The sequence below is a fragment of the Streptomyces sp. NBC_01669 genome, from assembly GCF_026339735.1.
Lineage (GTDB): Bacteria > Actinomycetota > Actinomycetes > Streptomycetales > Streptomycetaceae > Streptomyces > Streptomyces yanii.
Genome location: NZ_JAPEQG010000001.1, coordinates 7202804 through 7216237 on the forward strand (window position 1 = coordinate 7202804; position 13434 = coordinate 7216237).

The 13434-nt window shown below is 70.1% G+C and carries 12 protein-coding genes; 8 read left to right on the top strand and 4 right to left on the bottom strand.

Going from position 1 to position 13434, the window contains the following annotated elements; all coding sequences use genetic code 11:
- Positions 1 to 23: 23 nt before the first annotated feature.
- The 3 genes from OG972_RS32175 (at position 24) to OG972_RS32185 (ending at position 2257) form a co-directional block, all read left to right on the top strand.
- The gene (locus OG972_RS32175; RefSeq protein ID WP_266987483.1) at positions 24 to 1175 is read left to right on the top strand and encodes an acyl-CoA dehydrogenase family protein; all 1152 of its coding nucleotides are present in this window, start codon (positions 24 to 26) and stop codon (positions 1173 to 1175) included.
- 85 nt (positions 1176 to 1260) lie between these two features.
- Positions 1261 to 1551 (top strand): YiaA/YiaB family inner membrane protein, encoded by a 291-nt coding sequence (locus tag OG972_RS32180; protein WP_266987485.1) that lies wholly within the window; start codon positions 1261 to 1263, stop codon positions 1549 to 1551.
- An 82-nt stretch (positions 1552 to 1633) separates the two neighbouring features.
- Entirely contained in the window at positions 1634 to 2257 is a 624-nt protein-coding gene (locus OG972_RS32185) for a TetR/AcrR family transcriptional regulator (RefSeq protein WP_266987487.1), read from the top strand.
- Between the two features lie 165 nt (positions 2258 to 2422).
- On the opposite strand, the gene OG972_RS32190 is transcribed toward OG972_RS32185, so the two are convergent.
- Positions 2423 to 2884: a MaoC family dehydratase gene (locus tag OG972_RS32190; protein ID WP_266987489.1), complete on the bottom strand. Its 462-nt coding sequence runs from the start codon at positions 2882 to 2884 to the stop codon at positions 2423 to 2425.
- A gap of 137 nt (positions 2885 to 3021) precedes the next feature.
- Here OG972_RS32190 and soxR point away from each other — a divergent pair, with 137 nt between their 5' ends.
- Complete coding sequence (soxR, locus tag OG972_RS32195; protein ID WP_266987491.1) at positions 3022 to 3495, top strand: redox-sensitive transcriptional activator SoxR; 474 nt, start codon at positions 3022 to 3024, stop codon at positions 3493 to 3495.
- A 52-nt stretch (positions 3496 to 3547) separates the two neighbouring features.
- Here the strand turns inward: soxR and OG972_RS32200 are convergent, their stop codons facing one another.
- Positions 3548 to 4159 (bottom strand): hypothetical protein, encoded by a 612-nt coding sequence (locus OG972_RS32200; RefSeq protein WP_266987493.1) that lies wholly within the window; start codon positions 4157 to 4159, stop codon positions 3548 to 3550.
- A 240-nt stretch (positions 4160 to 4399) separates the two neighbouring features.
- Here OG972_RS32200 and OG972_RS32205 point away from each other — a divergent pair, with 240 nt between their 5' ends.
- Positions 4400 to 7222, top strand: coding sequence for a penicillin acylase family protein (locus tag OG972_RS32205; RefSeq protein WP_266987495.1), 2823 nt, complete (start codon positions 4400 to 4402; stop codon positions 7220 to 7222).
- 83 nt (positions 7223 to 7305) lie between these two features.
- Here OG972_RS32205 and OG972_RS32210 read toward each other — a convergent pair whose 3' ends face one another.
- Positions 7306 to 8583 carry a DUF1343 domain-containing protein gene (locus OG972_RS32210; RefSeq protein ID WP_266987497.1) on the bottom strand — a complete coding sequence of 426 codons (1278 nt, stop codon included), beginning with the start codon at positions 8581 to 8583 and terminating at the stop codon, positions 7306 to 7308.
- A gap of 186 nt (positions 8584 to 8769) precedes the next feature.
- Here OG972_RS32210 and OG972_RS32215 point away from each other — a divergent pair, with 186 nt between their 5' ends.
- From OG972_RS32215 to OG972_RS32225, 3 genes are read left to right on the top strand one after another with little or no spacing between them, the layout of a single operon-like run.
- Complete coding sequence (locus OG972_RS32215) at positions 8770 to 9534, top strand: SDR family oxidoreductase (protein WP_266987499.1); 765 nt, start codon at positions 8770 to 8772, stop codon at positions 9532 to 9534.
- On the top strand, positions 9531 to 11213 hold the full coding sequence (locus tag OG972_RS32220; RefSeq protein WP_266987501.1) for an AMP-binding protein: 1683 nt from the start codon (positions 9531 to 9533) through the stop codon (positions 11211 to 11213). Before OG972_RS32215 ends, OG972_RS32220 begins: the two co-directional genes overlap by 4 nt.
- Positions 11214 to 11252: 39 nt before the next feature.
- Entirely contained in the window at positions 11253 to 11846 is a 594-nt protein-coding gene (locus tag OG972_RS32225) for a TetR/AcrR family transcriptional regulator (RefSeq protein ID WP_266987503.1), read from the top strand.
- A gap of 335 nt (positions 11847 to 12181) precedes the next feature.
- On the opposite strand, the gene OG972_RS32230 is transcribed toward OG972_RS32225, so the two are convergent.
- Positions 12182 to 13432, bottom strand: a complete 1251-nt coding sequence (locus OG972_RS32230) for an acyl-CoA dehydrogenase family protein (protein WP_266987505.1) — start codon at positions 13430 to 13432, stop codon at positions 12182 to 12184.
- Positions 13433 to 13434 lie beyond the last annotated feature (2 nt).

The following is a 13434-nucleotide window of genomic DNA, read 5'->3' on the forward strand; positions in this document are numbered from 1 at the left end:
ATTAAAAGTGGGAGTACCGAAGGATGAACCTGGAGCTCAGCGAGGAGCAGGAGGCTGTCCGACAGCTCGCCAAGGACTTCGTCGCCCGCGAGATCACCCCGCATGTCGTCGAGTGGGATCGCACCGAGAATGTCGATAAGTCGATCGTGAAGAAGCTGGGTGCACTCGGCTTCCTGGGGCTGACCGTCCCTGAGGAGTACGGCGGCTCGGGCGGCGACCACCTGGCGTACTGCCTGGTCACCGAGGAGCTCGGGCGCGGCGACTCGTCGGTCCGCGGCATCGTCTCGGTCTCCCTGGGGCTGGTCACCAAGACCATCGCCGCCTGGGGGAGCGAGGAGCAGAAGCAGCAGTGGCTGCCCCGTCTCACCGCGGGCGAGGCGATCGGCTGCTTCGGCGTCACCGAGCCGGGTACGGGCTCCGACGCCGGCAGTCTGACGACGAAGGCCGTCCGTGATGGCGACTCGTACGTCATCAACGGCACCAAGATGTTCATCACCAACGGCACCTGGGCCGATGTCGTGCTGCTCTTCGCCCGCACCAACGACACACCCGGCCACAAGGGCATATCCGCCTTCCTGGTGCCCACCGACAACCCCGGCCTCAGCCGCCGCACCATCCACGGCAAGCTCGGTCTGCGCGGCCAGGCCACCGCCGAGGTGGTCCTGGAGGACGTCCGAGTCCCCGCCACCGCGCTCCTGGGGCCCGAGGGCAAGGGTTTCTCGATCGCCATGTCCGCCCTGGCCAAGGGGAGGATGTCGGTCGCGGCCGGATGCGTCGGCATCGCGCAGGCCGCCCTCGACGCCGCCGTGGGCTACGCCGGCGAGCGCGAGCAGTTCGGCAAGTCCATCGCGAGCTACCAGCTCGTCCAGGAACTCATCAGCGACATCGCGGTGGATGTCGACGCCGCCCGGCTGCTGACCTGGCGCGTCGCCGACCTCATCGACCGCGGTGAGGAGTTCGCCACCGCCGCGTCCAAGGCGAAGCTCTTCGCCTCCGAGGCCGCCGTCCGTGCCGCGAACAACGCCCTCCAGGTCTTCGGCGGCTACGGCTACATCGACGAGTACCCCGTCGGCAAGCTGCTCCGCGACGCCCGCGTGATGACGCTCTACGAGGGCACCAGCCAGATCCAGAAGCTGATCATCGGCCGCGCGCTGACGGGGGTCTCCGCCTTCTGAGCCGTCCCGCTCGAACGGGCGACTGAGTACGGGACTGAGTACGGGGGCGGATGTGGCGGGCGCCACAGCGGCCGATGCTTCCCCCATGAGTGAGACGACATCGGTCAAGCAGCAGAGCACCGCAGCCTTCTACGGTCAGGCCGTCGCATCTTTCGGGGTGGCGATGGGCGCGGTGACCCTCGGCATCTACTTCCTCGACGCGAACGCCTGGGTGCGGGGCTTCCTCGCCGTCGGCGTCCTGTACCTCGTCACGTCCTGCTTCACCCTCGCCAAGGTCATCCGCGACCGTCAGGAGGCGGGACAGATCGTCAGCCGGGTCGACCAGGCCCGGCTGGAGAAGATCCTCGCTGGGCACGACCCCTTCCAGAAGCTCTGACGATCTCATCCACCGGACCCTAAGCGCTTGCTCAGGTTCGGGGTATGGTGTTCGTCCTGCTGAAGGGAAGGGGTCGGTGACGATGAGCGCGGCGGAGGAGACCGACGGCGAGAGCTCGCCGTGGGGCGAGGTGACGCCCGAGGCGGCCAGGCGGCTCCTCGTCGCGGCCGTCGACGCCTTCGCCGAGCGCGGGTACCACGCGACCACCACCCGTGACATCGCGGGCCGCGCCGGGATGAGTCCCGCCGCGCTCTACATCCACTACAAGACGAAGGAAGAGCTGCTCCACCGGATCAGCAGGATCGGTCACGACCGCGCCCTGCTGCTCCTGGAGACGGCCGCCGACAGTGACGGCACGGCGTCCGAGCGGCTCGCGGACGCCGTACGGTCCTTCGTCCGCTGGCATGCCGAGCGGCACACCACCGCCCGTGTGGTCCAGTACGAACTCGACGCCCTGGGCGAGGAACACCGCACCGAGATCGTCGCCCTGCGCCGGAAGAGCGATGCGGTGATCCGGCGGATCATCAGTGAGGGCGTGCAGGCGGGGGAGTTCGATGTCCCCGACATCCCGGGGACCACGCTCGCCGTGCTCTCGCTCTGCATCGACGTGGCGCGCTGGTTCAGCGCGCAGGGGAGCCGTACGCCGGACGAGGTCGGCGATCTCTACGCCGACCTCGTCCTGCGCATGGTCGCGGCCCAGCGCTGAGGGCTGCCCCGTCGTCTCTGGTGGATCGGCGCGCGACGCGTCGGATGCGGTGCACCGCACGGCGGAGGGGCGTCCTCGTGCCCGGTGCATTCGGGCGTTCCGGCAGCGCGGAGAGGTGCCGCAACTGTCCTCGTGCGCCCGCCGGGGATGACGCCCCAGGGCATCTCAGAAGTAGTAGCGCGACACCGACTCGGCGACACAGACCGGCTTGTCGCCGCCCTCGCGCTCGACCGTGACGAGGGCGGTGACCTGGACGCCGCCGCCCGCCTCCTCGACGTCCTTGAGGACGGCCGTCGCGCGCAGCCGGGATCCCACCGGCACGGTGGACGGGAAACGGACCTTGTTGGTCCCGTAGTTGATGCCCATCTTCATGCCCTCGACCCGCATGACCTGCGGGACCAGCGCCGGGAGCAGCGAGAGCGTCAGATAGCCGTGCGCGATGGTCGTGCCGAACGGGCCGGCCGCGGCCCGCTCCGGGTCCACATGGATCCACTGGTGGTCCCCGGTCGCCTCGGCGAACAGATCGACCCTCTTCTGGTCGATCTCCAGCCACTCGCTGTGACCCAGCTGCTCGCCCACCCCGTCGCGCAGCTCCTGCGCGGACGTGAAGATCCTCGGCTCTGCCATGTCTCTGGTCCTGCCTTCCCGCTCTCGACCGTCCGTCGTCATCCATCGCCTGTCTAAGCGCTTGCTCAGCATGGTTGGGTGGGTACGTCCCTGTCAACGACGGACCCGTGCGGAGGCGGGCACGTAGGGTTGGAGGGGTGCCCCAGATCCCACAGACACTCCATGAACTCACGGTCGGCCAGCTCTCCGCGCGCAGCGGCGCCGCCGTTTCGGCCCTGCACTTCTATGAGGCGAAGGGCCTGATCAGTAGCCGCCGCACCAGCGGCAACCAGCGGCGCTACAGCAGGGACGCACTGCGCAGGGTCGCCTTCGTCCGTGCGGCGCAGCGGGTCGGCATACCGCTGGCCACGATCCGGGACGCGCTGGCCGAACTTCCCGAGGAGCGCACCCCGAACCGCGACGACTGGGCGCGGCTGTCCGAGACGTGGCGGTCCGAACTGGACGAACGGATCAAGCAGTTGGGCCGGCTGCGTGACCATCTGACCGACTGCATCGGCTGCGGCTGCCTGTCGCTGGAGACGTGTGTGCTCTCCAACCCGAACGACATCTCCGGCGACACGATCAGCGGTTCGCGCCTGATGCCGGAGCGCCGCTCGGCGGGCTGCCCGTAGAAAGCGTCCGCAGGGCCGGGGGCGCGCCGCCGTTCCGTCGCCCCCGAGCCCCTCATGCCGCCGACGCCAGGTCCCTCGGCCGGATCCGCCGCGCTCTCGCCAGCGCCCCCGGAGTCAGTACGGGTCGCGGCACCACGATTCCGCAGCCCGTGCAGACCGGGCCCGACCACGGCGCGCAGTCGAGGTCCTGACGCCAGACGATCCCGGTCTCCGCGCACACCGGGCACGCCGCGCCGGGCTGCGACTCCAGGGCCGAGATCAGCCGGCCCAGCACCTCGGCGAGCGGGGCGGACGGGTGGACCGCCGGATCCTCGCAGCGCGCCACCCCGTTCCCGCCCCAGATGCGCCGGTGCCAGTCGTCGAAGGCGCCCGGCCGGCGCAGCCCCTCGTGCTTCTCCCGCCTGCGGCGCTCGGCGAACCCGGCCTCGTACCGGAGCCAGACGGCCCGCGCCGCCTCCAGTTCCTCCAGCGCGTGCACCAGCCGCACGGGGTCGGGGGAACGGTCCTCGGGCTCTATCGTGTGCCGGGTGCACAAGTGGTCCCAGGTCGCCCGGTGACCGTAGGGGGCGAACCTCTCCAGGCATTTGCGCAGCGAGTACCGCCGCAGCGCCAGGTCACCCCGCGGATCGCGGACCTGTCTCGCAAGACTCCGGAAACCGGCCATCGCACTGCCACCTCCGTCGCTCGTACTTCGGCGTCAAGGTATGGACGTACGACTGCCCGTTTCGGCTCCATCGAAAGGCAATTCGCGTCCATGGGGTGAGACGCCCCACGTCGGACGGTGCTCGGGCGCGGCGTTGACGCGGTGTCATGTGGTGATTCCGAAAAAGTGACCGTTGTTCATCTTACCGACGGGTCATACCGCCAGTAACCTCCGGCGCATCGGCCTCTCGGAGGAGCACGTATGCCCCCACGCACCGTCATGTTCAGAGCTGCCACCGTTGCGGCGGTTCTCGCACTCGGTACCACCCTGCTCGCGGCCTCGCCGCAGTCCGGCGCCGCGGCGGCGGAACCCGTACCCGTCCCCGACTACTGCCACGGACAGTGCGACGACATCCTGCCGCCCGGCGAGAACGGCAACGCCACGCTCGTCGAGATCCTCGGCAACAAGGCGTTCGGTACGCACCCTTCCCACAGTGACGACCAACTCGACCGCTACAACGGCCTGGTGGCCGGGCACACGGGACTCACCGACCAGAAGCTGACCGACTTCTTCAACGACGCCTCGTTCGGCGTCCCCAAGGACCAGGTCGAGTCCGTCACCTCGCCGCGCGACGACGTCACCATCACCCGCGACCGGGCGTCCGGGGTCCCGCACATCAAGGGCACCACCCGCTACGGCACCGAGTTCGGTGCCGGGTTCGCGGCCGGGCAGGACCGGCTCTGGCTGATGGACCTCTTCCGGCACATCGGGCGCGGCGAACTGACCTCGTTCGCCGGCGGCGCACTCGCCAACCAAGGCCTGGAGCAGCAGTTCTGGCCGCAGGCCCCGTACACCGAGGACGATCTCGAAGCGCAGGTCGCGTACATCAGGAGCCATGAGGGCGCCCGCGGCGAGCAGGCGATGGCCGATGCGCAGGCGTATGTCGACGGCATCAACGCGTACCGCGAGAAGTCCAAGAAGGGCCGCTACTTCCCCGGCGAGTACGTCCTCACCGGAAAGATCGACGCCATCACCAACATCGGCGAGATACAGCCGTTCAAGCTGACCGACCTGATCTCCATTGCCTCGGTCGTCGGCGGGCAGTTCGGTGGCGGCGGTGGCGGCGAGGTGCAGGCGGCGCTCTCGCTGCTGTCCGCCCAGCAGAAGTACGGAGTCGCCGAAGGCACCAAGGTCTGGGAATCGTTCCGGCAGCGCAACGACCCCGAGGCCGTGCTGACGATTCACGACGGCACCTCGTTCCCGTACGCCGGCAAGCCGGCCAGGGCGCGCGGCACCGCCCTTCCCGACTCGGGCTCCGTCACCGCCGAGCCGCTGATCCACGACCGCACCGGCTCCGCGGGCACCGACACGAAGGCCCCGGTCAAGGCCCCGGCCGCGCTCAGGAAGGCCCAGGGGATCTACGACGACGGTGTCATCCCCGAGGGGTCGCTGCCCGGCTCCGGAGCCCAGAAGCGCGGCATGTCCAACGCCCTGCTGGTCTCCGGCAAGCACACCGCGAGCGGAAACCCGATCGCCGTCTTCGGCCCGCAGACCGGCTACTTCGCCCCGCAGCTGATGATGCTTCAGGAGCTCCAGGGGCCCGGCATCAGCGCCCGCGGTGTCTCGTTCGCCGGCGTCGGCATGTACGTCCAGATGGGCCGCGGCCAGGACTACGCGTGGAGCGCCACGTCGGCCGGCCAGGACATCACCGACACGTACGCCATCGAGCTGTGCGAGCCCGGAGGCGGGACACCCGCCAAGGACTCCACGCACTACCTCCACCACGGCACCTGCACCGCCATGGAGAAGCTGGAGCGCACCAACTCCTGGAAGCCGACCGTCGCCGACTCCACGGCGAAGGGCTCCTACCGGATGCAGGTGTGGCGGACCGCGTACGGCATCGTCACCCACCGGGCCACCGTGGGCGGCAAGCCCGTCGCGTACACCTCGCTGCGCTCCACCTACCGTCACGAGGCCGACTCGATCATCGGCTTCCAGATGCTCAACGACCCGGCGTACGTCATGGACGCCGCCTCCTTCCAGCAGGCGGCGAGCAATATCGACTACGCCTTCAACTGGTTCTACGCCGACTCCCGCACCGCCGCCTACTACAACAGCGGAATGAACCCGGTGCGCGCGGCGGGCGTCGACCCGGCGCTGCCGGTGAGGGCCGAGAAGGCGTACGAGTGGCAGGGGTACGATCCGGCGGCGAACACCGCCGACTACACCTCGTTCACCGCGCACCCGCACTCCAGCGGCCAGGACTACTACGTCTCCTGGAACAACAAGCAGGCCGCGGGGTACGCCTCCGCGGGCTTCGGACTCGGTGCGGTGCACCGGGCCGACCTGCTCGACGACCGGGTGGCGAAGCTGGTGGAGGAGGGCGGCGTCACCCGCGCCTCGCTCACCCGGGCCATGTCGGATGCGGCACTCACCGATCTGCGTGGCGAGCAGCTGCTGCCCGAACTGCTGAAGGTGCTCCGCTCCCAGCCGATCACCGACCCGGAACTCAACGCGACCGTACAGCAGTTGGAGTCCTGGCGCGCCTCGGGATCCCAGCGCAAGGAGACCGGCCCCGGCTCGCGCGCCTACACCCACGCCGACGCGGTACGGCTCATGGACGCGTGGTGGCCGAAGCTGGTCGAGGCCGAGTTCAGGCCGGGCCTCGGCGACGGTCTGTACGCGGCACTGACCGCCAACCTCGCCACCGACGAGTCCCCGGCGGCCGGCCACGGGCCGAGCGGTGCGCACAGCGGTTCGGCTTTCCAGTACGGCTGGTGGGGCTTCGTCGACAAGGACCTGCGCCAGGTCCTCGGCCGTCCGGTCGAGGGCCCGCTGGCGAAGACGTACTGCGGCAACGGCGACCTGAGCAGCTGCCGGGACGCGCTGCTCGCCACCCTGAAGCAGGCGGCGGCCGAACCGGCGACCGAGGTCTACCCCGGTGACGACAGCTGCAGCGCGGGCGAGCAGTGGTGCACGGACTCGATCGTCCACCGTGCGCTGGGCGGGATCAGCCAGAAGGCGATCCACTGGCAGAACCGCCCGACGTACCAGCAGGTGGTGGAGTTCCCGGCCCACCGGTAGGACGCACATTCCGGCCCGTCCGGCGGTCGAGGACGGAACCGGTTCGCCGGGCGGGCCCGAACCCCGGGCCCGCCCGGCTCACCTCACCGGTACTGCAGGTACTTCTTCCGTACCGCCCGGAACGCGGCGAGATCCGCCTCCCACGCCCCGACCACCTCATCCGTGTCCGCCCCCGCATCGATCATCGTGCGGACCCGCGTATTACCGGTGAGCTTGTCGATCCAGTTGTCCGGGCGCCAGGCGAACCCGCTCCACGTCCGTTTCGCCGTCACCAGCAGCGCGATCCCCGTGCGCACCGGATCGAACACCTCCCGGTCCTGGACATGCAGCTGCACCCCGCCGACCGTCTTCCCCTGGAACTTGGAGAACGTCGGGGCGAAGTACGCCTCGCGGAAAGCGACTCCGGGCAGGTCGAGGGCGTTCGCGGCCGCCGCCCACCGGTGGTCGATCCCCTCCGCGCCGAGGAGTTCGAACGGCCGGGTCGTCCCCCGGCCCTCGGAGAGGTTCGTACCCTCGAACAGACAGGTGCCCGAGTACACCAGCGCCGTGTCGGGCGTCGGCATGTTGGGGCTCGGCGGCACCCATGGCAGACCGGTTCCGTCGAAGAAGTCCGCGCGCCGCCATCCCGACATCGTCACGATGTCCAGCTCGACCGGCCGCGCGGCCAGGAACTCCGCGTTGAAGAGCAGCGCCAGCTCCGTGACCGTCATGCCGTGGGCCTGCGCGATCTCCCGGCGCCCCACGAAGGTCGAGAACGCCGGGTCGAGGACCGGCCCCAGCGCGGCCCGCCCGGTCACCGGGTTCGGCCGGTCCAGCACGACGAACCGCTTGCCCGCGAGCGCCGCCGCCTCCATGCAGTCGTAGAGCGTCCAGATGTACGTGTAGAAGCGGGCGCCCGCGTCCTGGATGTCGAAGACGACGGTGTCCACGCCGGACGCGGTGAAGACATCGGCGAGCGGCTGCCCGCTCTTCAGATACGTGTCGTAGACGGGGAGTCCGGTCGCCGGGTCGTCGTACCGCCCCTCCGAGCCGCCCGCCTGCGCGGTGCCGCGGAAGCCGTGCTCGGGGCCGAAGACCGCGACCAGGTTCACGCGCTCGTCCGGGTGCATCACATCGACGATGTGGCGCACGTCGGACGTGATCCCGGTCGGGTTGGTGACGATCCCGACCTTCTGCCCCTGCAGCAGCGCATAGCCGTCCGCCGCCAGCCGGTCGAAGCCGGTACGGACCCGATTGCGCCCGGAGCCCTGCCCCGTGCCGGGGAGGGGGCCCGCGGCCGCGCTCCCGGTTCCGGCAACCGTCGCCGCGAGGGCTCCCACCGCACCGCCGGCGGCCAGCAAACCACGTCTGGACAGGCTCATTCGGCTACCTCCATGATCGCTCCGACTGTCATGGTCACGCACGCTAGCGCGCACAAGGGCCGCATGGAACGAGGCGGACGAGAGCGGTGTGACACGAGTGGCGACAAGCTCCCGGTCAAACCCTTCCCCGATGACATACCGACTGGTTAGTCTGCTGGGGAATTCGGCTGAGAGAGGCGGAACCCGATGAGTACGGTGCAGGGCGCGGGCGTGGTGGTCACGGGGGCCGGGGGCGGCATCGGTGCCGCTCTGGCCCGCAGATTCGCCGCGGAAGGCGCCCGGGTCGTCGTCAACGACCTCGACGAGAGCCGCATCAAGCCGCTCGCCGAGGAGATCGGCGGCGCCGCCGTCGCCGGAGACGCCTCGCAGATCGTGGAAGCCGCCCGGGATGCGCTGGACGGCACCGTCGACATCTATTGCGCCAATGCCGGTCTCGCCTCGCCCGGTGACGTCTTCGCCGACGAGGAGGTCTGGGCCGCTGCCTGGGACGTCAATGTGATGGCCCATGTCCGCGCGGCCAGGGCGCTGCTCCCGGACTGGCTGGAGCGCGGCAGCGGCCGGTTCGTCACCACCGCGTCCGCCGCCGGACTGCTGACGATGATCGGCGCCGCGCCGTACAGCGTCACCAAGCACGGCGCCGTCGCCTTCGCCGAATGGCTCTCGCTGACCTACCGCCACCGGGGCGTCAAGGTCCACGCGATCTGCCCGCAGGGCGTACGTACGGACATGCTCACCGCCGCCGGTTCGGCCGGCGAGCTGGTCCTCGCCCCCAGCGCCATCGAGCCGGAGGATGTCGCCGACGCCCTCTTCGACGCCATGGCCGAGGACCGCTTCCTCGTCCTGCCGCATCCCGAGGTCGCGGGGTACTACCGGGCCCGCACCAAGGACACCGACCACTGGCTCAGCAATATGAACCACCTTCAGCAGAAGTGGGAGGAGACCGGCGCATGACCGAGTCCGACACCGACGCCCTCACCGGGTCCATCTACGCGGCGAAGCCCTGGATCTCCCTGCTCAGCGACGCCCAGCGCGCCCCGGTGAGCCCCGCCGAGACCCTGGTGCACGCCTTCCGTGCCTCCGTCGCCCGCACCCCCGAGCACCCGGCGCTCGCCTACTTCGACGGGCGTCTCAGCTACCGGGAGACCGACGCGCTCTCCGACTCCGTGGCCGGGCATCTGGCCGCGCAGGGTCTGGAGCGCGGCGACCGGGTCGCGATCATGCTGCAGAACTCCCCGCAGTTCGTACTCGCGCTGCTCGGCGCCTGGAAGGCCGGGGCGACCGTCGTCCCGCTCAACCCGATGTACAAGTCCGGCGAGGTCGGCCACGTACTGAAGGACGCCGAGGTCACCGCGCTGATCTGCGCGGACCGGGCGTGGGAGTCGTATCTGCGGGACACCGCGACCGCCGCCCCGACCGTACGGATCGCCGTCACCGCCTGCGAACTCGACCTCCAGAGCCAGAACGACGAGCGGGTCCTGAACTTCGAGCGGCTGCCGGCCCCCGAGGACGCCGACGACCTGGTGGCCGTCGCCCGCCGTGGGCTCGCCGCCCCCGAAGGCCGCGAGCTCACCGCCCCAGACGTAGCGCTGATCAGTTACACCTCCGGGACCAGTGGCACCCCCAAGGGCGCCATGAACTCCCACGGCAACATCATGGTCAACGCCGAGCGCCAGCGGACCGGACACCCGGTCGCCGAGGGCTCCTCGTACTTCGCGCTCGCCCCGCTCTTCCACATCACCGGCATGGTCTGCCAGCTGGCCGCCTGTCTCACCAACGCGGGCACGCTCGTGCTCGCCTACCGCTTCCACCCCGGTGTCGTCCTCGACGCGTTCGCCGAGCACCGCCCCGCGTACACCGTCGGCCCGTCGACCGCCTTCATGGCCCTCGCCGCCACGCCGGGTGTGACATCCGAGCACTTCGCCTCGTTCCGGGTGATCTCCTCGGGCGGCGCCCCGCTGCCGCCCGCGCTCGTGGAGAAGTTCCGGGCGGGCTTCGGCCCCTACATCCGCAACGGCTACGGCCTCACCGAGTGCACCGCGCCCTGCGCCTCCGTACCGCCCGAGCGGGAAGCGCCCGTCGACCCGGTCTCCGGGACCCTCTCCGTGGGCGTCCCCGGACCCGACACGGTCGTCCGGATCCTCGACGAGAACGGCGACGAGGTGCCGTTCGGCGAGCAGGGCGAGATCGCCGTCCGCGGCCCGCAGGTCGTCTCCGGCTACTGGCGGCTGCCCGACGCGACCGCCGCCGCCTTCCCGGACGGCGAACTGCGCACGGGCGACATCGGCTTCATGGACCCGGACGGCTGGCTCTATGTCGTCGACCGCAAGAAGGACATGATCAACGCCTCCGGTTTCAAGGTGTGGCCGCGCGAGGTGGAAGATGTCCTGTACACCCACCCGGCGGTCCGGGAGGCGGCCGTCGTCGGCGTCCCCGACGCCTACCGCGGCGAGACCGTCCGCGCATACGTCAGCCTGCGACCCGGCTCCTCGGTCGAACCCGACGAACTGGGTGCGTACTGCAAGGAGCGGCTCGCCGCGTACAAGTACCCGCGCGAGGTCCAGATCCTGACCGAACTTCCCAAGACGGCAAGTGGGAAGATCCTCAGGCGGGAACTGCGTTCCCAGCAGTAGAACGTGTGTGACTTCACTACGGAAAGGCAGGTGGCGGCCATGGCCAGAACGACGGACGGGAACGACGCCCCCGTCCCTCAGCGGCTGCTGGCCGCCGCCACCCGGCTCTTCGCCGAGCAGGGCTACGACCGCACGTCGGTCCAGGAGATCGTCGAGGCGGCAGGCGTCACGAAGGGTGCGCTGTACCACTACTTCGGCTCCAAGGAGGATCTCCTCCAGGAGGTCTACTCCCGGGTGCTGCGGCTCCAGCAGGAACGCCTCGACGCGTTCGCGGACGCCCAGGCGCCGGTCGAGCAGCGGCTGCGGGACGCGGCGGCGGACGTGGTCGTCACGACGATCGAGAACCTCGACGACGCGGCGATCTTCTTCCGCTCGATGCACCATCTGAGCCCGGAGAAGAACAAGCAGGTACGGGTGGAGCGGCGCCGCTACCACGAGCGTTTCCGGGCGCTGGTGGAGGAGGGGCAGCGGAGCGGGGTGTTCTCCACGGCGACGCCGGCGGATCTGGTGGTGGACTACCACTTCGGATCGGTGCACCACCTGTCGACGTGGTACCGCCCGGACGGTCCGCTGAGCCAGCAGGAGGTCGCGGACCATTTGGCGGATCTGCTGCTGCGCGCGCTGCGCCCCTGACGTCGGGCCAGAGGCAGGGGAGCGGCATCCGTCGGGCCGGCTCCGAGTTCCCGAGTGTGGTCCGAGGCCCCGCGGTCACCGACCGGGGGCGCTCGTGATCCCTCCACCCGGGGCCTCTCCTTCGGATCGCGCCGGGCGCCCCCCACGCGCGGCACCGGCACCCAGCCGCCCAACACCTGCGAGGGCGGCGTGGGCGTCGGCGCCACCACGTACGGCATCGCGGTGCCGATGCCTGCGCTGCGCCAGAACTGAACGACTTCCTCCACGGGCCGGACGGGCAGATTCTCAGCCCGTCCGGCTTCGGAGGACATGGCGCGGCTGCAGCCGCCGCCCCGCTACACGTACCGCTTGATCTCGCGCCGCGCCAGCGACCGCTGATGCACCTCGTCCGGCCCGTCCGCCAGCCTCAGCGTCCGCGCCCCCGCCCACAGTTCCGCCAGCGGGAAGTCCTGGCTCACGCCGCCCGCGCCGTGCAGCTGCACCGCCCGGTCGAGGATGTCGACCACCGCGCGCGGGGTGGCGATCTTGATGGCCTGGATCTCCGTGTGCGCCCCCCGGTTGCCCACCGTGTCCATCAGCCATGCCGTCTTCAGCACCAGCAGCCGCAGCTGCTCCACCGTGACCCGCGCGTCCGCGATCCAGTTCTGCACGACGCCCTGCTGCGCGAGCGGCTTGCCGAAGGCCGTGCGGGACACCGCCCGCTTGCACATCAGCTCGATGGCCCGCTCTGCCATCCCGATCAGCCGCATGCAGTGGTGGATCCGGCCGGGACCCAGGCGCGCCTGCGCGATCCCGAAGCCGCCGCCCTCCTCGCCGATCAGGTTCGTCGCGGGCACCCGCACATCGGTGAACACGACCTCCGCGTGACCTCCGTGGTAGTGGTCCTCGTACCCGTACACCTGCATGGCGCGCCGCACTTCGAGGCCGGGCGTGTCGCGCGGGACGAGGATCATCGACTGCTGGCGGCGGATGTCGGCGCCGTCCGGGTCGGTCTTGCCCATCACGATGAAGATCCGGCAGTCCGGGTTCATCGCCCCGGAGATGTACCACTTGCGGCCGTTGACGACGTAGTCTCCCCCGCTCTCGGCTTCGCTCGAGCGGGAGGTGCCCCCTCCATCGCGCGTGATCCGGGTCTCGATGTTGGTCGCGTCCGACGAGGCCACCTCGGGCTCCGTCATGGCGAACGCCGACCGGATCTCCCCGGCGAGCAGCGGTTCCAGCCACTGCTTCTTCTGCTCGTCCGTGGCGAACTGGAAAAGCACCTCCATGTTGCCCGTGTCCGGCGCCGCGCAGTTGAGCGCGGTCGGCGCCAACTGCGGGGAACGGCCGGTGATTTCGGCGAGCGGTGCGTACTGGAGGTTGGTCAGCCCGGCACCGTACTCCGCGTCGGGCAGGAAGAGGTTCCACAGACCCTGCCTGCGCGCCTCGGCCTTGAGGTCCTCGACGATCTGCGGGGTGTCCCACGGGGAGGCGAGCTGTGCCCGCTGCTCGTGCGCGATCGTCTCGGCCGGGTACACGTGCTCGTCCATGAAGGTGAGCAGCTTGGTGCGCAGCTCTTCCGTACGGGCGTCGAATGCGAAGTCCATGG